The organism is Desulfobaccales bacterium, from assembly GCA_041648175.1.
In the GTDB taxonomy this organism is placed as follows: domain Bacteria; phylum Desulfobacterota; class Desulfobaccia; order Desulfobaccales; family 0-14-0-80-60-11; genus 0-14-0-80-60-11.
The window spans coordinates 59,599-83,730 of sequence record JBAZPO010000010.1; the positions used below are offsets into that span (position 1 = coordinate 59,599).

Consider the following 24,132-nt stretch of genomic DNA (forward strand, 5'->3'; position numbering starts at 1 on the left):
GAGAAACTCCGCTTCGGCGGCCTGAAATGACCGGAGCATCGCAACCCGGGAACCGCCCACCATGCTGAAACTCACCTGGCGCAATACCATCCGGCACCCTTTGCGGGCCGCGCTCACCATCTGCGGCCTGGCCGTGGCGGTGCTGGCTTTTTGTATACTGCGCACCGTGGTGGGCGCCTGGTACGCCGGGGTGGACGCTTCCTCCCCGGTGCGTTTGGTCACCCGGAACGCCGTATCCCTTATGTTTCCCCTGCCCCTGGCCTATCTCCCCAAGATCCAGGCCGTGCCCGGCATCACCCGGATGGCCTATGCCTACTGGTTTGAAGGCATCTATATCGACAAGAAACACTTTTTCCCCCAGTTCGCGGCGTCGCTGCCCGGATACCTGGACGCCTACCCGGAATATCTCCTGCCCGAGCACCAGAAACTGGCCTTGGTCCAGGACCGGCGCGGGGCCGTGGCCGGCCGCAAGCTGGCGGCCCGCTTCGGCTGGCGGGTGGGGGATGCCATCGTCCTGAAGGGCACGTATTTCCCGGGGGAATACCGGCTGGTGCTCCGGGGCATCTATAAGGGGCAATACCCCAACACGGATGAGACCCCGCTGTTTTTTCACTGGGATTACCTCAATGAAACCTTGAAGAAAATTGCCCCGGATATGGCCGATAAAGTGGGCTGGTATCTGGTCCAGGTGGCCCGCCCGGAGTTGGCCGTGCCGGTGTCGGTGCAGATCGACGCCGCGTTCAAGAACTCCCTGGCCGAGACCCTGACGGAGACCGAAGCTGCCTTCAATTTAGGCTTTGTGGAGATGAGCTCTGCCATCCTGGTGGCCATCCAGGTAGTCTCCTGGGTAGTCATTGGGGTGATTTTAGGGGTCCTGGCCAACACCATGGCCATGAACGCCCGGGAGCGGCTCGGGGAGTACGCCGCGCTGAAGACCATGGGCTTCAAGGCCCACCACCTGGCGGGTCTCATTATGGGGGAATCGCTTATGCTCTCCCTGGTGGGGGGGCTCCTGGGCCTGGCCTTGAGCTTTCCCGCCACGAGAGCATTTCCGCCGGAGGTGGTCCAGTATTTTCCGGGCCTGGAGGTGAGCCGTATGACCATGCTGATCGGGATGGCGGTCGCCCTGGCGGTGGGGGTGCTGGCCGGGATCATCCCGGCCTGGCAAGCCACCCGGGTTAAGATCGCCACGGCGCTGCGCAAGGTGGGGTGAGGCTTTCGATTAAATTTTAATTGGAATATGGCAGGTTAACGCCTGGTCGCATATCGAGGGGATGGTCTTGAAGTAGCGCCATAAATATATTAATATCTTTACACAAAAGAGGGGGTTTTCTCATATTCTTCTTCTGAGAGAGCAATAAATATTTTATTAACTCACCGTTAATCTGTCATAGTGTTGAGTTATGGATGGAAAGAAAATTTTGATCGCCGATGATGAAATGTCGGTACGTCTTTTATTCAGTGAGTTGTTAACGGAAGAGGGATATGAAGTATACCTAGCAGCTAATGGTAGAGAAGCCCTTGAAATCTATACTAAAATAGATATAGACTTAGTTATCCTGGATATAGCGATGCCAGAAATGAATGGGATTGAGGCCTTGCGCAGAATGGTTGAAATAAATAATGGTATCCCGATTATATTCAATACCGCTTACGAGGAGTATAGACAAAGTTTTGCTACTTGGGGGGCTAGTGATTATTTAGTAAAAGCATCTGACCTTGGGGAGATTATGGAATGTATAAAGAGGCATTTACGCGAATAGTAATAGATGTGGAATTGGGTATTTATACTAAAGTTCAATAAGATCATTTGCTCAAGCATCTTACCTAGTATATAAGCTCGCATAAGGCTGTTATGGATAATAAATCTAAGAAAATTCTGGTTGCCGATGATGAAAGTTCCATGCATCTTTTATTAGGTGAGGAATTAAAAGAACAAGGATATGAAGTATTCTATGCATTCAATGGGAGAGAAGCTATGGGAATTTTCAAAAAGATTTCTATCGACTTAGTTATTTTAGACATAAAAATGCCGGAGATGGATGGCCTTGAAGCTCTACGCCAAATGAAAGAATATAAAGAGGATATCCCGGTTATATTTTTTACCGCTTACGGGGAATATAAATACGATTTTGCTACCTGGGGTGCTGATGAATATCTGGTAAAATCATCTGACCTTGGAGATCTTTTTAAGTGTGTAGAGTATTATCTGAATGAAGATAAATAAATTATTGCGGTAGAATTATAGACTTTAAATAAGGTGGAACAATCGCAATGGATCGAGTCTTAATCCTCTATAGCAATCCTTCAGATACCCAGCGCCTGCGGTTGGATAAAGAGCATCGCACTATCGACCAATTGCTGGAGAAATTGAAACTTCCTGCCGATACGATAGAGAGGAAACATGCGGTGACCAGGGAAGATCTCCTGGGAGTTCTCTCGGAAGGAAAGTATGACATAATTCAATTTTCGGGTCATGGCACCGGTGAATGTTTTTCCTTAGAAAGGGAAAACGGCATATCAAGTGAAAATATTGCTGCCGAGCAAGTGGCGCATCTTTTAATCGAGGCTCAACCCAATCTGAAACTGGCCATATTTATGACGTGTTTCTCCGCCGAGGCTTTGCCGATACTCGGCCAAGCTGCGCCGTATATCATCACGGTATTCGGCCCGGCGGATGATGCCAAATGTGTTGAGTTTACCCGGATCTTTTATGATAACTATTTTCGCAAGGATTCAATTGAGCGAGCCTATTTTTTTGCCCAAGAATACACCGGCAGTGAGCTTCAAGTCGTGCTGACCCGGCGGGCGCTGGACCAGAAAGGGGGTAAGGTGCTTTTTCAGGTATTTCCCCGGGGAGATCATTTGGGAGACTCGTTCTTGATTGATCTCGAAGAAGCGAAGCATGATATCGAGTTGCTGGGCGTTCCCCGGGAAAAATTCCTCAATATATTGACCCGCAAGATTCGCCTGCACAAAAAGATTTTTAATACTCCCCGGGAGCGGGCTATACTGCCCATCGGCCAATTTTTCGGGATTTTCTCCTGGCAAAACGCACTTGACGTTATCAAGTGCCACCGGATTTTGCGGGTCCGGTCGGACGTGGACGATAAGGCCTGCGAAGTATGGGCTAGACTTACGGTTACCTATAATGACAGCGCCGGGGAACGCTATCGCCTGCTGCCTCAGCCTTTTGGGCCAGGCATTAACAAGATCATTGGCAGGGCCCTGGAGAATTTCCGGTTCGCCTATGAGCTCATTTCCGAAAATACTGAATACCAGGAAGTGTTAAATCGGTATGTGCCGGAGCAATACCGATTGTCAAAATCAATAATGCTCGCCAATATGGAGATGGCAGATCGCAAGCTTTACCAGGAAGATTTTGGCGAGACCATGGTTTATTTGGAAAGCGTTTTGAGTGCCTTGCATGACCTGCTGGATAGGTTGACTGATGAGCTCGCCATGGAAGCTTAGAACCAATGTGACTTCACCCTTCCCGCTTCCAGGTAAGGGCCACCTTCAAATTAGCCTCACCACTTCCAGAGGCGAGGATAGCTCCCGCTTGGGCAGTTAATTTCAACCCGAACTCGACCTGGATTTGATCCGGGATTGTAGTAAGATTTTTTAATTTCGCGATAATGGTGTTGGCAATGGGCCGGACGTTCTCCAGAGCGGCTTCAAAGGTTGGCACCGCCGCGGTGATGGCCTTTTCCGCAACTCCACGTGAAGGCGCGCCGGGTGCAGTTTCAATCTCCACCCAGATTGAGCCACAGGTCTCCAGCTTGAACTCCACCATTTGCTTCATATGAACCTCCTTTCACCTCATTTATGCAAATGTAGCTTTACTTTCCTGGAACTAAAAGTCAAGAATTCTGCAGTCACTCTTTTTATGCGTAGGTTGTTAATCCCTCATGCCGATTCCCATCTCCTATAGCTATCGCAATCTCCTGGCCCGGCGGCTGACCACGTTTCTCACCGCGGTGGGGATGGCGCTGGTGGTCTTTGTCTTCGCCGCGGTGCTCATGCTTTCTGAAGGCTTGCGGCGCACCCTGGTGGCCACCGGATCTTATGATAATGTGGTGGTGCTGCGGGCCGGGTCCGAGTCCGAGGTGCAGAGCGCCGTTGACCGCTCCCAGGCCGGGATCATCGGGGCTCAGCCGGAAGTGGCTCTGGGCAAGGAGGGTAGGCGGCAGGTGGCCGCGGAGGCCATTGTGCTCATCAACCTGCCCAAGCGGGGCAGCGGCATGCCGGGCAACGTCATCATCCGGGGGGTGCAGCCGGTGTCGCCGGAGTTGCGGCGGGAAGTGCATCTGGCCGCCGGGCGTTTCTTGAAGCCCGGATCCACCGAGATCGTGGCGGGGGCTGAGATCGCCCGGCGTTTTCAGGGGGCCGGGCTGGGGGAAACCCTGCGCTTCGCCATGCGGAACTGGCGGGTGGTGGGCGTTCTGGAGGCGGGCAACACGGGCTTCTCCTCTGAGCTGTGGGGGGATGTGGAAACCCTGCTGGCGGCCTTTCGGCGCACGGGATTTTCATCGGTGATTTTGCGCCTGAGGGACCCCGCGGCCTTTGACGCCCTGAAAGCCCGCCTGGAGAGCGACCCCCGCCTGCCGGTGCAGGTGCTCCGTGAGGTGCAATTCTACGAAAACCAATCCCGGCGCCTGGCAAACTTTATCCGCGTGTTGGGCCTGGTGCTCACCGGCATTTTTGGCCTGGGGGCCATCTTGGGGGCTATGGTCACCATGTACGCCCAGGTGGGGGCCCGGGTCGCGGAGATCGGCACCCTTAGGGCCTTAGGGTTCAAGCGGCATCATATCCTGGCCGCGTTTCTGCTGGAGTCCATGTTCCTGGGATTCCTGGGCTGGCTTTTGGGCCTGGTGCCCGCGGCGCTGTTGAACTTTTTGACGCTGACCACCATCAACTGGTCCAGCTTTGCCGAACTCACCTTCAAGTTCGCCCTGACCCCGGGGATCGTGGTCAAGAGCCTGATTTTCGGCGTGGGCATGGGCCTGGTGGGGGGCTTTTTACCGTCGCTGAAGGCGGCCCGCCTGCCGCTCCTGGAGGCTCTGCGGGCGGCGTAATTTCAATGCTGTTCACTTAAGCATTGGCGACTTCTGATCGGCTGTAGGGGCGGGGTTTCCCCGCCCAGCCCGGGGCACGTTTAAGCCAGGGCGGGGGAACCCCGCGCACTACAGTACTTAAGTGAACAGCATTGGGCCTAATCGATCCTTGCAGACTTTCGGGATTAATGGGGAATCAACCCCAAAATGCCGACAATAATTAGATAGATGGCCACAATGTTATTTAAGAGTCTGGGTTGAATGAGAATTAATATTCCCGCAATAAGGGCGATAATGGGGCCTATATAAGGATGCATTGCCAGCCTCCTTTTCCTTTGAAGTTGATAACCGGGAAGTTACCAAAAGGTAAGAACCTGATGCGCGGCTGTCAATTTCAAAAAGGGAATATTCTGTGAACTGATTACAATCGGGGGGAACGGAAGACTCTCCCGGTGGCTTAACCGTTTTTCGCGGTTTTTTGTCTGGTAGTGCGCACCAGTTCCTCCAGGACCTCCATCTGGATGCGCTGAATTTCCAGGAGGCGGCGCCACTGGGTGGAGAGGAGCAGGTCCATCTTTTCGTTCAGATGCCGGATTTCGAGCTCGGCCTTGAGGTTGAGCTGGTAGTCGTGCTCGGAACGCAGGCGGTCCTTGGCGTCCTGGCGGTTCTGGCTCATCATGATGACCGGGGCCTGGAGGGCGGCCAGGCAGGAAAGCACCAGGTTGAGCAGGATGTAGGGGTAGGGGTCGAAGGGTTGCCGGATGAGGGCGATGGAATTGACCACCACCCAGATGCCGATGACCACGCCGAAGCCCACGATGAAGCGCCAACTGCCGCCGAAGAACGCGACTTTGTCGGACATCCGCTCCCAGACCGTCAACTCCTGCTCGAACTCCAGGTTGATGTTTTTGGAGAGGATTTCGTGTTCCTTCAGGCTTTCCAGCACTTCCTCGTGGAGGGTGGAAATCTGGCCCATCTCCTCTTCCAGGACGTCTTCGACATATTCGCCCCGGAAGTGGTTCAGGTCCGCCTGGCAGATGTAGCCCTGGTCGTCCCAATCGGGGTGTTTCTTGCGGATGGTGTCACGAATCCCCTCCCGGATCAGTTCTGCGGGCCAGACCTCGTCCAGATCCTTCATTTGGCGGCAAATCTGGCAGGACACCTGTTCGGCTGGATCTTCTCCCATAAGAGCCTCACTGGGGGTGGGCGAGACGGGGAATAACTGCTGCACTGTCCCTCCCCCACCCTAATTCTCTCCCCTCAGAGGGGAGAGGGGATAAAAGGAAGAACCTATTGGCAAGCGTTCTATAAGGCCATCCAACCCGCGGTTGGCGGTTCACTTCTCCACGGCGCTGTCAAAGTCCTGAGGGGTGGTGGCTTTGCGATATCCTGGAGGCAGGTCAAACAACCGGTCGGGCACCTTGCCTTCTTTGATAGCCTTATATTCCAGGGAAAAGCGGCGTTCCCGGCACTCCATCTTGATGGGCAAGTCCAATTTTTTAGCCACCCAGTAGGTCTGGATTTCGGGGCCCCGGCTGCCTGGAACGGAAACCTGGTATTTATCGGTCTCATAGCCCTCGATCAGGTCATGACCTATCAGGTGCCTGTTCACTGCCTGGGGCGGGATCTGGAGGAACTGGCCGGGCAGTTTTTTCGTCAGGGGCATCTCCAGGAAGGTCCGGCCGGGGGGGATGAGCACCCAGACCACTTTCTTATCCGGGCGCACAATGGTAACGGTCTGCCCCCGCTCATCGATAAATTCCTGGCGCATCTTGCCATCGCTGACATAGATTTTGCCCGGGAAGAGCTTGGGGCCGTCTTTGACGATCATCTGGGCGGAAAAGTCCGCCCCCCGGGCCAGTGCCGGGATTATCAGGATCAGCAGGAGGACCCACCAGAAGCGCGGCATTGTGCAGGTAACCTGCTTGATAATGTTCATAGCTACACCTCTACTGCAAGCCTTTAGGGGCGGACAGGCAAGTTCGCCCCTATGGTGGTGCCCAAGCAGAGCTTGGGCGGCAAGTGGCGTTCCCAAGTGCAACTCGGGAACGAGGGGCTAAAAGGAGGGAATCACTTTAAGGCCTCATTAAATTTCCCGGCTGCAGCCGATTCCCTGGCCGGTGAGGAAATAGTATTCCTCGCCGGCGCAGGCCAGACAGACCTTTTGGCCCCCTTGCACCCTGATCCTGGGCTCCATCACCCCTTCGCCGCAGCGGGCGCAGACCTCGGTGGTGAAAATCCGGGCATACGCCGGCATGTGGATGGTGAGGGTCTCGATCAGGAACTGCTCGGAGAGGTCCACTTCTTCCAACTCCCGGCGGGCCACGCCTTCCCACAGGTGGTGGAAGCGGTGGTGATCCTCCTCGGTGCCCTGGCGCTGGACCACCACCTTCTCAAACAACGGTCCCGCGGCGGGGTAGCGGGCAAACATGCGCTCCCTAAAGTCAGGGTGCACCACCAGGCGCACTGCCGCGCCGTCGCTGCGCCGGGCCACGGTGACTGCGGTTTTGCCCAAATCTTTATAAATCAAGGCGTTGTTGCCGAAGGTGCAGCCGGTGACCACCTGGATACCGTCGACGAAGCAGTTGTTACACTCGACGACGGCCACCATTTCCTCCATGCCGGTGTTTTCCTGATCCAGATAGTCCATAGCATACTGGCCAGCCTTGACCCCCAGGGCCAGGTAAGGGCAGCGGTGCCCGTGCATGGATTCGGCGTGGCGCAACAACCCTTCCAGGTCCCTGCTGCGAATCATGGCTTCTACGGCCGCGCGGGCCGAGGCGTGTTCATGCATAGTGTGATTCCTTTATTCGATTTAAAGAATTATTTTGTTATCCTTAAGCCATTTTTCAATCTGTGGTGATAATGTTTTATTAAGATTTTGAATATCAAATTCAATATACAATTTACCCACTATATCAGAATTTAACTTAAACATGGTTCGTTCCTTTAAGAGACAGATTTTCTTCTTTAGTCAGAACATATAACCAACTTCAAAAGATACATTTGGATTAAAAATATCACTCTCCAATCGCTCAAAAACAGCTATTGCAAAGCTGCAACCATAAATGTAACTTTCTATATTTATTAATAGATCGTCAGAATAGCTCCTAATATCTGCTCTTAATAGATTAATATTGAATTTATTGAATATATCCTTCAAAACTTTATAAATATTAATATGTAACTTTGTTGACTTAAAGGACATTATAAGAAAACAGTTCCGTCCATATTCGGGGAAATCCTGAAAAAGTCTTATTAGGGATGATCTAACCCATGATAAAGCTCTTTCGATTGGGGATTCTTTCAATTCAGAAATATCTAAACCTTTTAAAATTTCTGTAAATTTGACATCGAGAGCTTTATCATAGGCAGCATTTATATGAGATAACGTATTATATGGAGTATGAAGTCGTTTATCGATCCAAGTCTCATTTGCCCAAATGGGGAACACATCATCGAAACTTTCTAAAATTGCAACAAAAATATCAAGATCATAAATTTCCTTCCTTAAATTTTTTTGTGCTATTGAGATAGAGAGATCAATAATATTTTCCCTTGTCATAATTCTTCTACCCAATGTATCTGAATATGGAGGGATATCTGAATCATATGGATCAAGAATATCTTCTACTATATTATTCCTCCTCATTGCTAAGATAGCTTCATCTGGATTGCCTCCAAGATTATTTAATGCAGATCTCAAGTGAGGCATTGTCTCCAAACATGATAATAGAAAGAATGAATGATGTATCGGAAGTGTGTTATGTTCCTCGCAAAAATGTTCGACATATTCAAAGATAATTTTTGCTGCTTTCGATAAGCGAAAGCCAAAAGAACTTACATATTTTTCTAAATCTAAAATAGCTTCGGTAGAGGTTAATGTCATCTTAATTCACCAGATAATCCGCACCCCTCCCAGGTCTTGAATGGAAAAGGTTTGGGCATGCGTCAACGAGCCCATAAACATCATGTTCTTGGGAATGTCCAGTTCTTTGGATAGGGCGTCTACGGTCTCTGGGGTGAACAGGCCTTTCCGGGCCTGGTACTCGATCTTCAGGTCGGGATGCAATTCCCGGATAATCCCCAGGTTGCGGTGAATGTTTAACTCCGCGGCAGGATCGTCTTCGGTGTAGAGACGAAAAATCAAGACATTCTGACAGTCTTCATTGCGGCTCAGGTAATTGAAGGCCTTGATCATACGGTTCAGGGTGCCCAGGCCCACAAACACCACGGCCCGGATATTGGCGATGGCCTCGATGCGTTCTTCCACCCCTTCCCGCCAGTGGGAGAACCGGGTGAGGACCCGGTCAATGAGGGTAAGGATCCATTTGAGGATAGGGATGCGCATGTACATGGCGATGCCGCCCAGTACTGCGGGAATGAAGTAGATGGCAAAATAGCCCAGGAAAACGAAGTTAATCGCCAGGTTACCCAGGATGCCCACGCAGGTGGCGATCACGCCTAGGATAACCGACCCCCACCCGGCCCGGAAGGTGCGCTTCAGTTCGGGGCGGTTTACCTTGAGGAGGATATTGCCAATACCGAACAGGGTCATCACCCCGAGGAAGGAGATGGTGTAAACCCCGGCCAGAGACAGCAATTCTCCGCCCGTGAGGTAGAGGATGGAGATGCACAGGATCATGAAACCGACGATGATGAGAGGGAAACTACCCCGCCGGGTTTGCTTGAGGAGAAACTGGGGAAAACACTGGTCCAAGGTCATGCGGTGCACCAGGCCGCTTACGCCCACATAACTGGTGAGCACTGCGCCGGAGAGGACCAGGACGGCGTCCAGCACGATGAGCGTGTGCAAGGAATGGCCGCCCACCAGCATGCCCATTTGGCCCACCAGGTCGTCCTTGGCGCCGATAATCTCCGGCACCATAAAGAGTCCCAGGGCCAACAGGGCAATGAGGGGATTGAACACGGTTACCGCCAGCCACATATTACGCAAGGTCAGGCGAAAGACGCCGGGGCGCTGCTGCTCGACGTAATTGGCGGAGGACTCGAAGCCGCTCACGCCCAGCATGGCCGCGGAAAAACCCAAAAAAAGGGCCTTGGGCCAATAGACGTCATGGCGCAGCAGGGCTAGATTCGCCAACCAATGGGTGATGAGATTGGCGCTGAAAATGACCCAGATAACAAACAAGGTCAGGGTAGCCAGGTGCAGCAGGAAAATGCCCAGGGCCACCCGGGCCGAATCCGTAATCCCCAAGATGGTCAACCCGGCAAAGACTGTGAGCACCACCGCGGTAGTCTCCAGGGGCGGCAAGCCGGGATACAGGTCAATTAAATATGCGGCGGCGGTCTTGGCCGAGATCACCGCAGTGGCCAGGTACGACAGGAGGGTGAGGCAGGCGGCGAAGGAGGCGTCGAACTTCCGGGTGCAGTTGAGCAGGCAGTTGTAGGCGCCGCCGTCCAGGGGCAGGGCCTCCACCACCTCGGTGTAGATCTTGCGATAGAGGTAGAGCACCCCGGCGGCCAGCAGCAGGGCCACCGGCGCGAGGGCGTGGGCATAGACGATGGCGATGGCCGAGACGTAAAGGCAGGAGGAGGTGATGTCATTGCCGCAGATGGCGGTGGCGTGCCAGGCCCCCAGCCGCTCTTTTTTGACTTTGCCCTGAATGAGCTCTTCCGGGGTGGGTTGCTCCACGACCAAAGGAGCGGTGATCTCAGCGTCGCTCATTTAGTCTTTTTAATAGATTTTTTCGTTTTTGTCGAGCTTTCCGCAAGGCCGGGGATTTGCGCCGCGGTCGCTTTGGTGCTAAGATCATCGTTAAATTTGGAGCAGATCCCCGTCTAAAGATGCAACTCAAACAAGCCATCGTTGCCCTTTTGAGCCCTGACGCGCTTGAAGCCGTCTGTCGGGAATATGGCCTAGAAGCCGACAGCAGCCGGTTGGCCCTGGCGTACCAGGTGATGCGCCATGAGCCGGTAGCAGTTGAAGAATTGTTGGAGTATTTGACGGAAGCGGAAGTGCAAAAAGTTTGTGCGGCCCGGGGAATTGCCGGCAGGAGGAAAGCCACTCTCATCAAAAAGCTTCTGAAGACCGAGCGCGGCCCCACTTTTGTGGCCCTGGACTTTGAAACCGCCGATTATTCCCGGGACAGCGCCTGCGCCCTGGGATTGGTGCGGGTGGAAAACCACCAAATCGTTAAGCGTTCCTACAGCCTGATCAAACCGCCGCGCAAAAGATTCGTCTTCACTTATCTCCACGGCATCACCTGGGAGGACGTGGCGAACCAGCCCACCTTTGGCGAACTGTGGCCCAGTTTCAGCCCAATGCTTGCGGGGATCGATTTTCTGGCGGCCCACAACGCCTCGTTTGACCGGTCGGTGCTCCATAAGTGCTGTGAGAAAGCGGAGTTGGAGCCGCCCAAGATTCCCTTCCGCTGCACGGTGCAACTGGCCCGGCAGACCTGGAACATATACCCCACGAAACTGAATCATGTCTGCGATCATCTGGGCATTACCCTCAAGCACCACCAAGCCGCGTCCGACGCCGAGGCCTGCGCCCTGATCGTCATGGCGGCGCACAAAATTCCCCCAAAATAATTCCCGAGTTAAGACTCGGCGCGCCAGAGGAGAAACGGCGTGCCCTGCCGGTTCAGCCATTGGCGGCGGTGGGCAAAATCAGGGAGGACCGCGGCCACGACGCCCCAGAACCGGGGGTTGTGGCCGGGGACTTTGAGGTGGGCCAGTTCGTGCACCACCACGTAGTCGATGACTTCCGCAGGCAGCAGGATGAGGCGCCAGTTGAATTTGAGGGTGCCGTCGGGATGGCATTCGCCCCAACGGCGCTTCCATTCTTTTAGTTCCACCGGACCGGGCGCAAGACCCATGGTTACCGCAAAATGGCGCACCCGTCCATGGAGCAGCCCAAAAGCGCGCTCGGCATACCAGGCGACCAACCGGGACCAGAGATCGGCCCCGTTTGGCAGAGGCACCCGAATCTCCTGGCCATTCAGGGTTACGGGTCCCGTGGCACCCTTAAGCACCGTGAGCCTTAAAGGCTGTCCAAGGAGGTGGGCCTCCCCTGCCTTGAGTTGCCCCCAGGCCGCCTTACGGTCCGCCACCTTGCGTTCGAGCCAGGCGCCGTGTTTTTCAAAAGCCCGGGCGAGGTTTTCCTTGGAGGTGCCTCGGGGCATAGTCACCACCACCCGGCCTTCGGCGGTGACCATGAGGGCGATGCTCTTGCGCCTGGGGCTGATGCGGTATTCGATGTCTAGTTCTGTCATTTTAGGGTTTGCCCGGCAAGCCGTGCGCCTACGACGATCATAGGAGTTGCTTATGGCTCCGGAAGGGGATTCGGGATTGATTTTTTAACTACTTGGAAATCCTCCTAAATAACCATTTTTAAAAGGGGGGCTTTCCCTTTGCAGGAATTACTTAACTCTAAATTTCGGAACCGATTACTGTAAAACCATAAATAAGGGGCCAGGGAAATCCCTGACCCCTAAGCGTATCTTGAGCCGGCCTATTTTACAACCGGTAGCGTTCGTCCACGATGCGCTCCACTTCTTCTTCAGACGGCATGGTGTCCCGGTAGCCCGCCATATATTGGTTTCTGAGCCAGCGGAAGAGGCTGACGGTTTCGTTGATGCGCACGATCTCTGGGATATCGCCGCTTTTCACCGTCTTGATGTGCTGGTTATACTGGCCTAGCATGGAAACCACATCATAGAAGGTGGCCGCGTCCCGCTTGATGCCCCGCTTGAAGGACTTGCCCTCCGTGGGATAGATCAGGTCAGGGGCGGGGTTGCCCGAAATGTCGATGCGCTGGAAGGGCCGGCGCACCGCCACCTGCCATTTCCGGGACTCCACCATCATCCGGGAGATCATCGGCCCGGCCCAGTCGTTGGTCACGTGGCCCGTGGGGCAGGCGGAGAAGAACTCCACCAGGGAGGGGCCGTTGTAAGCGATGGCTTCCTTGAGGATCTTGATGGCATAGAAGGGGTTGTCGACAGTGAGCTTGGCCGCGTAAACATGGGAGATGGCCATGGCCTGGCTGATAATCCGGCGGTGCAGGGTGGTCTTGCCCGCGTACTTCCTGCCGATGGGGGAGGTAGAGCGGTCGGTCCCGAAACGGGTGGCCCCGGACTTCTGCATGCCGGTGTTCATGTAGCCTTCGTTGTTGAAGATTACCCAGGTGATGTCAAAGTTTTCGCCCAGGGCATGGTTGAAGGGACCATTGCCGATGTCGTAAATGGCGCCATCCCCGGCAAAGACGATGATCTTGGTGAGCACGCTGTTGTAACGGTTTTGATAGGCCTGGTCCAGGCTGAACTTGGCCCCCAGGGCGGCGGCGGAGGCGGTGCCGAAACCGTAGTGGCCTGCCGGATACATCCGGGTATTGAAGGGGTTCACCAGTTCGGAGACCTGGTCGCAGCCGGTGGCGTTGATGGAGTAGATGTTGAAGCCGTGGTCCAGCATGTGCTCGATGGCCCGCTTGTTTTTCTCCGACAGGATCTTGAGGCCCTGGTAGAAGGTGGCGATGCCCTGGGGGTTATTGCGCAGGGACTCCGCCGCGAAGAAGGTCAGCAGGTTGATGACCCCCTCGGAGCAGCCCGGGCACAGGGTGTGCTTGCCGGGGTAGAGCTTGGAGAAGACGAAGAGCACCTGATGGTTGAGGGACAGCTTGTCCACGTACGGGGCCAGGTTGACCGTGTTGTCCCATGCCCGGCAGGCCGCCGGGAGAAAGTCCTCGTCTTTCACGGTGTTTTTGTCCACCATTTTCAGGGCATCGGTGGGGCACACCTGGGCACAAACGCCGCAGCCCTTGCAGGCGGCGGGGTCGGCGTTGATGTTTAAGGCGAAGCGCTCCCAGGGGATGCCCTTGGGTGGGCTCTTAAACTTCTTGAAGTACCGGGCCGCGTCATCTACCGGCCGATCGGTGACGGTGGAGATGAGGGCCGAATCAGGGCAGGAGGCGGTGCACAAGCCGCAGGCGATGCATTTCGAGGCGTCATAGACCGGCAGTTGGGCGCCGATGAAGCTCATATCCCGGTAGCGGCTGGTGCCCGCGGGCACGATGGGCAGGAAGTGATCCCAAGGAACTTTTTTGCCGTCCAGGATGGGTTTGACCATATCCTGGTAAAAGACCTCCTGGTAATTCTCCGTCAGGTTCACCGACTTGATGATCCCCATATGGTCTTTGTCGGCAAGGAGCACCGGGAGGCCCGCGGTCCTCGGACCCTGGCCGAAGTTCTCCGGCAGCGGCGGGGTGTAAGCGGGAGCGGTGGCATCTAAAGAGATGGTCCCAGGGGCTTTTTCACTGACGTGGCCGGAGGCCTGGTCGGCGCCGTATTTGAGCAATGAGACGTTGGACTCCAGCATTTCCCGCTTTTTGGTGCCCAGTTTCTTTTCCAGGATTTTCTTGAAGCGCTGCTCGAATTCCTTTTCGGTCAGAATGCCCATCTCCCGGTTGATGAGGCCCAGGAAGGCTGCGCCGGGGAGGTTGCGGTTGAGGTGCTGGAGCGCTGCCCGGGTGCCGTCGATGGCCATGATTTTGATGCGCCGGTACTTGATCAAGGACTGGACCTGGGACGAGAAGGTAGCCATGATATCATAGCAGCTTTTAGGGGTATTGATGACCAGGAGGCCGTTTTCCTTCAAGCCGCCCACATACTCTCGGAGAATCTGGTCAGACAGGAATTTTTCATTGAAGAAGGCCAGTACGTCCCGTTCCGTAAGTTCTGAGGAGTTGCGGATGGGCTGCGAGGAGATACGCAGGTTCATGAAGACCGGGGCGCCTTTGCGGGCGGCGCCGTAGCGGGCCCCGGACTGGATGTATTTCTTGCCGGTGCCCACATCCTGGGCATAAATAAGGGCCGCGGACTCCAGCGCAGTTTTAACACCTTCGGCGCCCACCCCGATGAAGGTCATGCCCAACTCCCGCTCCAGGTAACCGGGAAGCGGCGTAGGCCGCAGGGTCAGGGGGCCTTCGATGCCCACGTAAAAATCCCGGTGGAAACGCCGCTTTTTTTCGTAAAACGACAGCATGTTCTCCACCACGGCGGCGGCATCGTATTTGTTGAAATCCTTGCTGCCCAGGCCGTAGACTCCGTGGAAAAGGGTGGGCATATCTTCCCGGCCATAGATGCGGTGCTCTTTTTTGCCTTCCCGGCCGGCCCGGAGAGAGATTTGCAGGGAGGCCTGCACGTCGGCCAGGAGAAGCTGATTGTGGGCGGTGCCGGAGCGCTCCAACACCGAGATCACCTTGGCCTTGCGCATCCCATAGGCCAGCTCTTCATAGCAGGGCGGGTTGAACAACACCGGCCGCACCACTCCGATCTTGTAGCCTTTCACATCCCGGTAGTAGTCCACCACGTCTTTGACCACGCCGGCGGCGGAGCCCAAGAGGACCACGACCATGTCGGCGTCTTCGGTGCGGTAGCATTCCACCACTTTAAGGTTGGTGCCCAGAATCTTGTTCATGTTATTCATGGCCAGGGTGAAACCCCGGCGGAAGAAGCGGTAGGCCAGATCCTGGGCCACCTGGCCTTCCATGGTCAGGTCGGTGTCGGTGAAGGTGCCGGTGAGGGTGCCGTGTTCGAAGTTGGGTTGGTAGATGCGGTTGGGCGGCCCCACATAATACTCCAGGAAGGCGTCGGAAAGTTCCTTGATATTTTCGATAGCGTGGCTCTTGATGAAACCGTCACCGATGACCATAGTGGGCATCATCACCTGCTTGAGTTCGCTCACTTTAAAGGCCACAGGCAACAGGTCATGGAGCTCCTGGTTATCCTCGCTCACCAGTTGGGCCCAGCCCGCGTTGCGCACGGCGTAAAAATCGGTGTGGCCGCAGTGGATGCTCAAGGAGCCTTTGTTGACTTCCCGGGCCATGACGGTCATCACCACCGGCAGGCGCTTGCCCGCCACGGAAAAGAGGTTTTTGGTCTTAAGGAGGAGGCCCTGAGACGAAGTGTTGTCGGCGTAGCGCCCGCCCTGACAGGCCATGGCCTCAACCGCGGCGATGGCCGAGAGTTCGTCGCTGGGTTGAAAGTACATGAGTTCGTTGCCGAAGAGGTTTTTTTGGCCGTTGGCGGCCACCCGGGCAAAGGTTTCGGCAATAGGGGTGGACGGAGTGATGGGGTAGCCGCAGAGGCCGTCGACGAGGCGGGTCAACACCGAAATGGCCGCCTGGTTACCATCCATCAAGACCTCCTGCCGTTTGCGGATATTTTCCAGCAAAGTTTTAGGGATGGTGGCCAGGTCGAAGGCAAAGAGCTCGCTGGCGTCAAAGCGCTCCCATTCCGTGGGCCAATCGATGGGCAGGACTTTGTCTTTGCGGGTTTTGCGCAACCGGTGGTAGGGGAGTTGCTGACGCAAGGTATCGATTTCGGTGCTAGGTCTCATGGGGGCACTCTCCTTTACAAGAAACTAATGAAGTTTTTATCGCAAATTAATAAAGCCTTGGCAATAAAAAATCGCTTGACCTATAAAATTATCCTTCATAAGATTTGATAAGATATTTTGAAGGATAAAAATGGCAGCCGAATATTTTTTCCGGGAATTCGAGGCAACGCAACAGGAAACCCTGGCCCGAGCCGTCCAGGCCTATGGGAGTTATCTGAACGCCCTCAAGAGCGGCCGACCCCTCAAGGGCGGCATGCATTGGAAAAAGATCAAGGGTAAGAACTACTTATATAAATACCGGGACCGCTACGGCAACGGTGAGAGCCTAGGGCCTCGGTCGCCGGAAACAGAACGCCGGTTCACGGAATTCGGACGCGAGCGCCGCGAGTTGGCGGAGCGACTGGCTTCCCGGCGTGAGGACCTGGCCACCACAGCCCGGTTCTGCCGGGCGGCTTTAATCAACCGGGTCCCCGAGACCGTCATACGTATCATACGCCGCCTGGAAATGAGCGGTCTGACGGGAGCCACGGTCACCGTTATCGGCACCCACGCCCTGCATGCTTATGAATTTGCCGCTGGGGTCTTTATTGACGTGCTTAAGGAATCGCCGTTTTGGTCCGGTGCCGCACAAAAACTCACGCTGGGGGCAGCACGGCCAGTTCCGCCGGACGACCTCCTGCGTCTGCTGCGCCAGGCGGATCGCTCCTTTCAGCCCTTTCCCGGCAACGGTTTCCGGGCTGTCAATAAAGCCGGTTTTCTGGTCAAGTTAGCGCAGCCGCCAATCGTAAGGGTCCAGACCAGGGCCACGCCCCATAATGCTTCAGGGCCCGCGGTACCGGCCGAATCCGGCGATCTTATTGCCCTCTTGAGTGCTCCCAAGTTTTCCCAGGTAGTCATCGGCAAGCGGGGCACGCCGGCCACCCTGGCGGTCCCCGATCCCCGGGCCCTGGCCCTGCATAAACTTTGGCTGAGCCAGCAAGAGGACCGGGAGCCAGCCAAACGCAGCCGGGACCGCACCCAGGCCATGGCCCTGGCGGAGATGATCCTGCGCTACCTGCCCCAGTATTATTTTTTCTCTTCCCAACTTAACCTCTTTCCCCCCGAGGTGGTCCGCCCGGCCCAGGGGCTGGTGGAGGGGTATGAATCGAGTGAGGACCTGGACCTGGATTAGTGTCATGCCGCGTGAAAAGTCAGGAAGAGTTTGCACCCCGGATGTTTGTACTTATATTAAATCAGAGAACCTTCCCGGAGGATGGCGAATGGATGGATCTGCCCATGTAATCCTTTCCCGGCTGCAGTTTGCCCTGACCACCTAAAGACCCTTGAGACAATCGGGGGATAAATGAAGAGAAAGAAATATTCCGTTTTTGTCGGCTTGTTATCGCTAGGTGCCGTAACTTTCCTCGCAGGTTGCAGCACGATAGTTCTATTGGACCCCAAAGGACCGATCGGCGAGTCGGAGCGGTTCGTCATCATTGCGGCCATCGTGCTCATGGCGATCATCGTCATTCCCGTCTTCATCATGGCTTTCTGGTTTCCCCGAAAGTACAGAGCTTCCAATACCGAATCGACTTATATGCCGAAATGGGGTTATTCCGCCAAAATCGATTTTTTCATGTGGGCGGTTCCCATTGCCATTGTCACGGTCCTGGCGATTCTGGCCTGGACCTATACCCATTCTCTGGATCCCTATAAGCCCATCCCTTCGGCCGAAAAGCCCATCAACATCGAAGCCGTATCCCTGGATTGGAAATGGCTCTTCATCTACCCGGATGAGAAGATCGCGACCGTCAATCAAATCACTTTCCCCGTCAATGTGCCACTCAGCTTCAAAATCACCTCAGACACCGTAATGACTTCCTTCTTCATCCCGCAGTTGGGTAGCCAGATTTACGCCATGGCAGGCATGCAAACCCGATTGCACCTCCTGGCTGATAAACCAGGTATTTATGCCGGTCACAATAATCAAATCAGCGGTATCGGTTACGCTGACATGCATTTCAAGGCGAATGCGGTTTCCCCTGAAGAGTTTCACGCGTGGGTGCAAAAGATCAGGCAATCTCCGGAAAAGCTTGATCTGGACCGGTATGAGAAGCTCGCCAAGCCGAGCCTCGGGTACCACCCCGTGACCTATTTCTCTGTAGTCGAGCCCGATCTATTTGTGTATATCCTGCGCAAATTCGATCCGGCGTGGGGCAAACATCCCGGTCATATGAGCCGAGGCTCCGTTTCCCCACATGCAAGACACGACGTTTCGGAGGAGAAGTGAGATGTTTGGCAAGTTAACCCTTGCGGCGATTCCGTATGACAACATGATCACGTTCAGCGCCGTAATTGGTGCGTCTCTCCTGGGCCTGGTGATCATGGCCTTAATCACTTACTACAGAAAGTGGCCCTACCTTTACAAAGAATGGCTGACCAGCCTCGACCCCAAAAAGATCGGCATCATGTACATTATCCTGGCATTGGTCATGCTGCTGCGCGGCTTCTCCGATGCCATTCTGATGCGCGGTCAGCAGGCCATGGCCGCGGGCGGCTCCCTTGGTTATCTGTCCGCTGACCACTTCAATCAGATCTTCAGCGCTCACGGCTCGATCATGATCATCTTCATGGCCATGCCGTTTCTTACCGGGCTGATGAATATCGTGGTGCCGCCGCAAATCGGGGCCCGCGATGTCGCCTTTCCCTTTCTGAATTCGCTCAGTCTCTATCTAACCGCAGCCGGGGCGATGCTGATCATGGTATCTTTGGGTTGTGGTGAGTTTTCCCAAGCCGGATGGTCGGGATATACCCCGCTGACCGAACAACAGTACAGCCCGGGCACCGGGGTGGACTATTGGATCTGGGCCTTCCAGATCGCGGGTATCGGCACGACCTTGAGCGGTATCAATTTTCTCGTCACCATCCTGAAAATGCGCGCTCCCGGAATGAACCTTATGCGGATGCCGATGTTTGTTTGGACTAGTTTGTGCACCATGGTGCTCGTAGTTTGGGCCTTTCCGGTTCTGACGGCCAATCTATTTATGATAACCCTCGACCGCTACCTGGGCATGCATTTTTTCACCAACGACTTTGGTGGCAATATGATGATGTATGCCAACCTGTTCTGGACCTGGGGGCATCCCGAGGTTTATGTCGTGATTCTGCCGGCTTTCGGAATCTTTTCGGAGGTCGTTGCCACTTTCTCCGGGAAACGGCTATTCGGCTATGGGTCCATGGTTTATGCCGTTGCGGTCATCACGGTTCTGTCCTTTTCCGTCTGGGTGCATCATTTTTTCACCATGGGCGCCAGCCCGAACGTCAACCTCTTTTTCGGGATTGCGACCATGTTGATTGCCATCCCCACCGGGGTGAAAACCTTCAACTGGCTGTTCACCATGTATCGCGGCCGCATCCGGTTTAATACGCCGATGTACTGGGCCCTGGGGGGATTCGTGACCTTCGCTGTCGGCGGGTCCGCTGGCGTACTGCTGGCAATGCCGCCCGCTGATTACGTATTGCACAACAGCCTGTTTTTGATCGCCCATTTCCACAATATGCTGATCCCCGGGTCGCTGTTCGGCTTTATGGCAGGGTATTATTATTGGTTCCCCAAGGCCTTCGGCTTTCGGTTGCAGGAAGATTGGGGCAAACGCGCCTTCTGGTGCTGGCTGATCGGCTTTTATCTTGCCTTTATGCCCCTGTATGTGCTGGGCTTCATGGGCATGCCCCGCCGCATGGCGTTTTATCCCAACCCGGCCTGGCATCCCTATCTGCTCGTCGCCGCCTTGGGTACGGCCGTGATTGCGCTTGGCATCCTCTTTCAGGGAATCCAGTTGTTCGTCAGCATAAAGGAGCGCCAGGCGCTCAACGATCCCACCGGCGATCCCTGGGACGGCCGCACCTTGGAATGGCTGACCTCTTCTCCTCCCGCGGTCTATAACTTCCCGAAGGCACCTGTTGTAGATGACATCGATGCCTTTATGCACATGAAGGAAAAAGGCGGCGCGGATCCTCGGCCGGATCAATATAGCGACATCGAGATGCCAAAAAACGCGCCGCACGGCTTGATCATTGGCTTATTGGCTTTCGTGTTCGGATTTGCCATGATCTGGTACATCTGGTGGCTGGCCGGACTGGCCGCTCTGGGTATGCTTTTCACGGTCATTGCCCGCTCATTCGACGACGACCTCCATTATCTCATAACCGCCACCGAGGTCGAGCGGATCGAAACTGAACGCTTCGCCAGTTGGCCTTGGTCGAGGATAGACTCCACATCAGACCAACAGAATATTCCAGAACCCGTACCGGAGAGGTAAATGATGACCACAGACGCTTCGACCATCGGCGCCGCTCATAACGAAGAAGTTGAACACGATACCGTCGCGATGCAGACCTTCGGTTTCTGGCTCTACCTTATGAGCGACCTCATCATATTTGCGACGCTCTTCGCTACTTTTATCGTGCTGGGCCGCAACTATGCGGGCGGACCGACAGGGAAGGAATTGTTTGACCTGCCTTACCTGTTGGGTGAAACCTTGTTCCTGCTGGTCAGCAGTGTAACCTATGGTCTGGTCATGCTGGCCGTGCACGACGGCAAGACGAAGTGGGTTCTGATCGGACTCGCCGTCACCTTTCTGCTGGGGCTCGGTTTTGTCTCCCTGGAAATCAATGAGTTCCACGGTATGATTGCCGCGGGGCACGGGCCGGACCGCAGCGCCTTCCTTTCGAGTTTTTTCACCCTGGCAGGGACTCACGGTGCCCATGTGACTTTCGGGCTGATCTGGATGGCGGTCGTGATAGGTCAGGTCGCCGTCAAAGGGTTGACCTCTCCCGTTCAATCACGGCTGATGCGTCTGAGTATGTTCTGGCATTTTCTGGATCTCATATGGATCGGCATATTTAGTATCGTCTACCTGATGGGAGTTGTGTAAATGAGTCAAGCATCTATCGACAGCATCGGCGCAAGCAGGGGAAGTCTCAAATCGTACCTCACCGGCTTCGTTCTTTCCCTTATTCTGACCGCCATTCCGTTTGCCTTGGTGATGAGCGGTACTTTGTCCCCCACGGCGACCCTATCCGGCATATTCGTAGCTGGCATCGTGCAGATTATGGTGCACTTGCATTACTTCTTGCATCTGGACACAACATCTGCGGCGCGTTGGAACGTGCTAGCCCTGATCTTCACTTTATTGATCATGGTCCTCTTCGTCGGCGGAACCCTCTGGATCATGTCTAGCCTGAATTACCGAATGATGTGAAGCTGGCGGTCAGCTATTAGCTTTCAGCAGTCAGCTTTTTAAAGAAAAACAATTTGTTCCGTTACCTCAACAAATCAACCATTATCGACCTAATGTTCTAACTTATTGTTTTTGCTGATAGCTGACAGCTGATCGCTTAAGATGATGTGAGAATGCCTGAAAGGATCAAAAACTATGTGCTCGTTGCCAAACCGGGGATCGTTTTCGGCAACCTGATCTCCGCGGCAGCCGGCTTTTTTCTTGCCTCCAAAGGGCGGGTTGATGGCGCTCTTCTCCCGGGGACTCTCATCGGCATATCCTTGGTGGTCGCTTCCGGTTGCGTTTTCAACAACTGTGTCGATAGAAAAATAGACCGAAAAATGATCCGGACCCGCAACCGCGCCCTGGCCAAGGGGCTCATCAACCTGCCGATCGCCGTATCCTACGCCACGCTTTTGGGCATTGCGGGCCTGGCACTGCTCTGGACGGCAACCAACCTGCTGGCAGTTAGCATCGTGCTGGCGGGCCTGGTGATTTATGTGGGCGTATACAGCCTGTACCTGAAGCGCAATTCCGTCTACGGCGCGTTGATCGGCAGTCTGGCGGGAGCCACACCGCCCCTGGCGGGATATTGCGCAGTCACCGGCCGCTTCGACCTGGGAGCAGTGATATTGTTGTCAATCTTCAGCCTATGGCAGATGCCTCACTGCTACGCCATCGCGGTTTTTCGGTTTGAGGATTACACTCACGCGGCCATCCCGGTTCTGCCGGTTAAGCGGGGAACCGCCGCGGCAAAAAAGCATATTGTTGGTTATATCTTGGCCTTTATGGCCGCCACGCTGATGCTGCCCGTAGGCGGCTACACCGGTTACAGCACCTTTGCAGTGGCGACCGTGTTGGGCCTGACCTGGCTGTATATGGCCTGGTCGGGCTACAAGGCAAAAGGTGAACGGCTCTGGGCCAAGAAACTTTTTATCTTCTCCATTCTGACCATATTCATTCTGAGCGTCATGATGTCAACCGATTTCACCGCGCCTGTCCCGTCAGAAATTCTTCTGAGCTATGCTCCGTAGTCCAAACCGCTGTATTGAGAAATTTGTTATCAGTAACAGCGGGATCGAAGTGCCAGGGATATCGCTGATCAAGGATTTCGACAAGGTTCAGAGAGAATACCATCAGGATAATTGCTGGTGGGATCGGGCCAGGTGGCGAGGAGGCAAGGTTTTGCGGTTATAGCGATTGCCAAAAGTTCTTTCCTTATTATTCCCCTCTCCCCTTGTGGGAGAGGGCTAGGGTGAGGGGTGGATAGAAAAAACTTTTGGCAATGAGTATAAGTTTCGCGCACGCAGGTTGGGTTAATTGCGTCTCAGGCCCGCGAGTCTTGGCGATGCTGCTCCCGGTCGAGCCAGACCTGGAACATATCGACGCCTGGCTCCGTCGGGACCGAGAAGACTTTGACAGTTTGGGTTTTGCCCCGAAGTTGGACTTCGCCCTGGGGCACCACAGGAATATCGGAGTCCAAACCCAGACGCGTGTTCTCTTCGATGAGAATAGGCTGCCTTAAAACTTTGGTGTGCGATTCGAGGCGAGAGGCCAGGTTTACTGTATCGCCGATGCAGGTATAGGTGGCGCGCCTTTGGGTGCCGACAAAGCCGGCCACAACGGCGCCTGAGGCTATGCCTATGCCGATGGCAATGGGGGGGCGCTGCAACCCGGCTTGCTCTTGATTGAACAGTTTAATGCGCCGGATCATCCCCAGAGCCGCGCGGACCGAGCATTGGCGATGATCTTCCCGGGGCAACGGCGCCCCGAAGATCGACATCAACCCATCACCCGCCATCAGGCTGACAATGCCGCCCTCGCTGGCCGTAGCATCGATGATCATGCCATAGTAAGCGTTCAAGAGCTCAATGGTATCGTTAGGGTTTTGGGATTCGGCCAGGGTCGTAAAGGAACGGATATCGCAGAACAACACCGTCGCGTCCACGGTCCGGCCGCCCAAGGAAAAGCCCGAGGACATTAATTCTTCCGCAACTTCGTCGGTGGCGAATTTGCGAAACAGTTCCCGCTGTTCATCGAGGAGGCGTTTTTTCTCCAGGCTGGCGCCGACCCGGGCTTTCAGTAAAACGGGATTAAACGGCTTATTGAGATAATCCGCGGCCCCCATCTCGATGCACTTGACCACGCTGTCAATTTCATCTACCGCGGAAATCATGATCACCGGAATGTCCCGCCAGCGGGGATTGGCGCTTATCTGCTCCAACACTTCATAGCCATTCATCTCGGGCATTTCAATATCGAGCAAGACCACATCAGGGGAATGGGCTTGAAGCATTTCCAGAGCCTGTCGGCCATGTTCCGCAAATAAGACCTGGTGCCCTTGCTGTTCCAGGCTGCGGGCTAGCATCAAACGGTTCATGCGATTATCATCAACAATAAGGATTGAGCCCGTAAGTTTAGGCATAGGCATAGGTGGCTCCCGGTGTGGTTCGTAT

The 24,132-nt window shown here is 54.8% G+C and carries 21 protein-coding genes; 12 read left to right on the top strand and 9 right to left on the bottom strand.

Annotated features, from left to right (window positions below):
• Positions 1-61: 61 nt before the first annotated feature.
• From WC600_10805 to WC600_10820, 4 genes are all read left to right on the top strand, one after another.
• A complete protein-coding gene (locus WC600_10805) occupies positions 62-1,213 on the top strand; it encodes an ABC transporter permease (GenBank protein MFA4903219.1) in 1,152 nt (383 codons plus the stop codon).
• Between the two features lie 190 nt (positions 1,214-1,403).
• Positions 1,404-1,763 (top strand): response regulator, encoded by a 360-nt coding sequence (locus WC600_10810; protein MFA4903220.1) that lies wholly within the window; start codon positions 1,404-1,406, stop codon positions 1,761-1,763.
• 92 nt (positions 1,764-1,855) lie between these two features.
• A complete protein-coding gene (locus tag WC600_10815) occupies positions 1,856-2,227 on the top strand; it encodes a response regulator (GenBank protein MFA4903221.1) in 372 nt (123 codons plus the stop codon).
• A gap of 47 nt (positions 2,228-2,274) precedes the next feature.
• The gene (locus WC600_10820) at positions 2,275-3,474 is read left to right on the top strand and encodes a hypothetical protein (GenBank protein ID MFA4903222.1); all 1,200 of its coding nucleotides are present in this window, start codon (positions 2,275-2,277) and stop codon (positions 3,472-3,474) included.
• 13 nt (positions 3,475-3,487) lie between these two features.
• Here the strand turns inward: WC600_10820 and WC600_10825 are convergent, their stop codons facing one another.
• Complete coding sequence (locus tag WC600_10825) at positions 3,488-3,805, bottom strand: CU044_2847 family protein (GenBank protein MFA4903223.1); 318 nt, start codon at positions 3,803-3,805, stop codon at positions 3,488-3,490.
• Between the two features lie 106 nt (positions 3,806-3,911).
• Between WC600_10825 and WC600_10830 the strand changes: the two genes are divergently transcribed.
• Positions 3,912-5,078, top strand: coding sequence for an ABC transporter permease (locus WC600_10830; GenBank protein MFA4903224.1), 1,167 nt, complete (start codon positions 3,912-3,914; stop codon positions 5,076-5,078).
• Positions 5,079-5,514: 436 nt separating this feature from the next.
• Here WC600_10830 and WC600_10835 read toward each other — a convergent pair whose 3' ends face one another.
• From WC600_10835 to WC600_10855, 5 genes are all read right to left on the bottom strand, one after another.
• Positions 5,515-6,243 (bottom strand): DUF1003 domain-containing protein, encoded by a 729-nt coding sequence (locus WC600_10835; GenBank protein ID MFA4903225.1) that lies wholly within the window; start codon positions 6,241-6,243, stop codon positions 5,515-5,517.
• A 150-nt stretch (positions 6,244-6,393) separates the two neighbouring features.
• Positions 6,394-6,996 (bottom strand): hypothetical protein, encoded by a 603-nt coding sequence (locus WC600_10840; GenBank protein MFA4903226.1) that lies wholly within the window; start codon positions 6,994-6,996, stop codon positions 6,394-6,396.
• Between the two features lie 147 nt (positions 6,997-7,143).
• Complete coding sequence (locus tag WC600_10845; GenBank protein MFA4903227.1) at positions 7,144-7,851, bottom strand: FmdE family protein; 708 nt, start codon at positions 7,849-7,851, stop codon at positions 7,144-7,146.
• A gap of 180 nt (positions 7,852-8,031) precedes the next feature.
• Positions 8,032-8,946, bottom strand: a complete 915-nt coding sequence (locus WC600_10850; protein ID MFA4903228.1) for a hypothetical protein — start codon at positions 8,944-8,946, stop codon at positions 8,032-8,034.
• 6 nt (positions 8,947-8,952) lie between these two features.
• A complete protein-coding gene (locus tag WC600_10855) occupies positions 8,953-10,746 on the bottom strand; it encodes an APC family permease (GenBank protein ID MFA4903229.1) in 1,794 nt (597 codons plus the stop codon).
• A 119-nt stretch (positions 10,747-10,865) separates the two neighbouring features.
• On the opposite strand from WC600_10855, the gene WC600_10860 reads away from it, so the two are divergent.
• Positions 10,866-11,615 (top strand): 3'-5' exonuclease, encoded by a 750-nt coding sequence (locus tag WC600_10860; GenBank protein ID MFA4903230.1) that lies wholly within the window; start codon positions 10,866-10,868, stop codon positions 11,613-11,615.
• An 8-nt stretch (positions 11,616-11,623) separates the two neighbouring features.
• On the opposite strand, the gene WC600_10865 is transcribed toward WC600_10860, so the two are convergent.
• Both WC600_10865 and WC600_10870 read right to left on the bottom strand, forming a co-directional pair.
• Positions 11,624-12,298: a SprT family zinc-dependent metalloprotease gene (locus WC600_10865; protein ID MFA4903231.1), complete on the bottom strand. Its 675-nt coding sequence runs from the start codon at positions 12,296-12,298 to the stop codon at positions 11,624-11,626.
• A gap of 244 nt (positions 12,299-12,542) precedes the next feature.
• Positions 12,543-16,418, bottom strand: coding sequence for a 2-oxoacid:acceptor oxidoreductase family protein (locus WC600_10870; GenBank protein MFA4903232.1), 3,876 nt, complete (start codon positions 16,416-16,418; stop codon positions 12,543-12,545).
• Positions 16,419-16,548: 130 nt separating this feature from the next.
• Here WC600_10870 and WC600_10875 point away from each other — a divergent pair, with 130 nt between their 5' ends.
• The 6 genes from WC600_10875 to cyoE all read left to right on the top strand — a co-directional run bounded on the left by WC600_10875 (position 16,549) and on the right by cyoE (position 22,710).
• Entirely contained in the window at positions 16,549-17,589 is a 1,041-nt protein-coding gene (locus WC600_10875) for a GSU2403 family nucleotidyltransferase fold protein (GenBank protein ID MFA4903233.1), read from the top strand.
• A gap of 171 nt (positions 17,590-17,760) precedes the next feature.
• Entirely contained in the window at positions 17,761-18,687 is a 927-nt protein-coding gene (gene cyoA / locus WC600_10880) for a ubiquinol oxidase subunit II (protein ID MFA4903234.1), read from the top strand.
• 1 nt (position 18,688) lies between these two features.
• A complete protein-coding gene (gene cyoB / locus WC600_10885; GenBank protein MFA4903235.1) occupies positions 18,689-20,716 on the top strand; it encodes a cytochrome o ubiquinol oxidase subunit I in 2,028 nt (675 codons plus the stop codon).
• Positions 20,717-21,331: a cytochrome o ubiquinol oxidase subunit III gene (gene cyoC / locus WC600_10890; GenBank protein MFA4903236.1), complete on the top strand. Its 615-nt coding sequence runs from the start codon at positions 20,717-20,719 to the stop codon at positions 21,329-21,331.
• Complete coding sequence (gene cyoD / locus WC600_10895; GenBank protein ID MFA4903237.1) at positions 21,332-21,658, top strand: cytochrome o ubiquinol oxidase subunit IV; 327 nt, start codon at positions 21,332-21,334, stop codon at positions 21,656-21,658.
• A gap of 152 nt (positions 21,659-21,810) precedes the next feature.
• Complete coding sequence (gene cyoE / locus WC600_10900; protein ID MFA4903238.1) at positions 21,811-22,710, top strand: heme o synthase; 900 nt, start codon at positions 21,811-21,813, stop codon at positions 22,708-22,710.
• Positions 22,711-23,003: 293 nt separating this feature from the next.
• On the opposite strand, the gene WC600_10905 is transcribed toward cyoE, so the two are convergent.
• Positions 23,004-24,107 carry a response regulator gene (locus WC600_10905; protein ID MFA4903239.1) on the bottom strand — a complete coding sequence of 368 codons (1,104 nt, stop codon included), beginning with the start codon at positions 24,105-24,107 and terminating at the stop codon, positions 23,004-23,006.
• Positions 24,108-24,132: the final 25 nt, after the last annotated feature.

What these genes read in the sequence shown, in the direction of transcription:
- WC600_10805 (MFA4903219.1), top strand. Translation starts at nt 62, where the DNA reads ATGCTGAAACTCACCTGGCGCAATACCATCCGGCACCCTTTGCGGGCC.
- WC600_10810 (MFA4903220.1), top strand. Translation starts at nt 1,404, where the DNA reads ATGGATGGAAAGAAAATTTTGATCGCCGATGATGAAATGTCGGTACGT.
- WC600_10815 (MFA4903221.1), top strand. Translation starts at nt 1,856, where the DNA reads ATGGATAATAAATCTAAGAAAATTCTGGTTGCCGATGATGAAAGTTCC.
- WC600_10820 (MFA4903222.1), top strand. Translation starts at nt 2,275, where the DNA reads ATGGATCGAGTCTTAATCCTCTATAGCAATCCTTCAGATACCCAGCGC.
- WC600_10825 (MFA4903223.1), bottom strand. Translation starts at nt 3,805, where the DNA reads ATGAAGCAAATGGTGGAGTTCAAGCTGGAGACCTGTGGCTCAATCTGG.
- WC600_10830 (MFA4903224.1), top strand. Translation starts at nt 3,912, where the DNA reads ATGCCGATTCCCATCTCCTATAGCTATCGCAATCTCCTGGCCCGGCGG.
- WC600_10835 (MFA4903225.1), bottom strand. Translation starts at nt 6,243, where the DNA reads ATGGGAGAAGATCCAGCCGAACAGGTGTCCTGCCAGATTTGCCGCCAA.
- WC600_10840 (MFA4903226.1), bottom strand. Translation starts at nt 6,996, where the DNA reads ATGAACATTATCAAGCAGGTTACCTGCACAATGCCGCGCTTCTGGTGG.
- WC600_10845 (MFA4903227.1), bottom strand. Translation starts at nt 7,851, where the DNA reads ATGCATGAACACGCCTCGGCCCGCGCGGCCGTAGAAGCCATGATTCGC.
- WC600_10850 (MFA4903228.1), bottom strand. Translation starts at nt 8,946, where the DNA reads ATGACATTAACCTCTACCGAAGCTATTTTAGATTTAGAAAAATATGTA.
- WC600_10855 (MFA4903229.1), bottom strand. Translation starts at nt 10,746, where the DNA reads ATGAGCGACGCTGAGATCACCGCTCCTTTGGTCGTGGAGCAACCCACC.
- WC600_10860 (MFA4903230.1), top strand. Translation starts at nt 10,866, where the DNA reads ATGCAACTCAAACAAGCCATCGTTGCCCTTTTGAGCCCTGACGCGCTT.
- WC600_10865 (MFA4903231.1), bottom strand. Translation starts at nt 12,298, where the DNA reads ATGACAGAACTAGACATCGAATACCGCATCAGCCCCAGGCGCAAGAGC.
- WC600_10870 (MFA4903232.1), bottom strand. Translation starts at nt 16,418, where the DNA reads ATGAGACCTAGCACCGAAATCGATACCTTGCGTCAGCAACTCCCCTAC.
- WC600_10875 (MFA4903233.1), top strand. Translation starts at nt 16,549, where the DNA reads ATGGCAGCCGAATATTTTTTCCGGGAATTCGAGGCAACGCAACAGGAA.
- cyoA (MFA4903234.1), top strand. Translation starts at nt 17,761, where the DNA reads ATGAAGAGAAAGAAATATTCCGTTTTTGTCGGCTTGTTATCGCTAGGT.
- cyoB (MFA4903235.1), top strand. Translation starts at nt 18,689, where the DNA reads ATGTTTGGCAAGTTAACCCTTGCGGCGATTCCGTATGACAACATGATC.
- cyoC (MFA4903236.1), top strand. Translation starts at nt 20,717, where the DNA reads ATGATGACCACAGACGCTTCGACCATCGGCGCCGCTCATAACGAAGAA.
- cyoD (MFA4903237.1), top strand. Translation starts at nt 21,332, where the DNA reads ATGAGTCAAGCATCTATCGACAGCATCGGCGCAAGCAGGGGAAGTCTC.
- cyoE (MFA4903238.1), top strand. Translation starts at nt 21,811, where the DNA reads ATGCCTGAAAGGATCAAAAACTATGTGCTCGTTGCCAAACCGGGGATC.
- WC600_10905 (MFA4903239.1), bottom strand. Translation starts at nt 24,107, where the DNA reads ATGCCTATGCCTAAACTTACGGGCTCAATCCTTATTGTTGATGATAAT.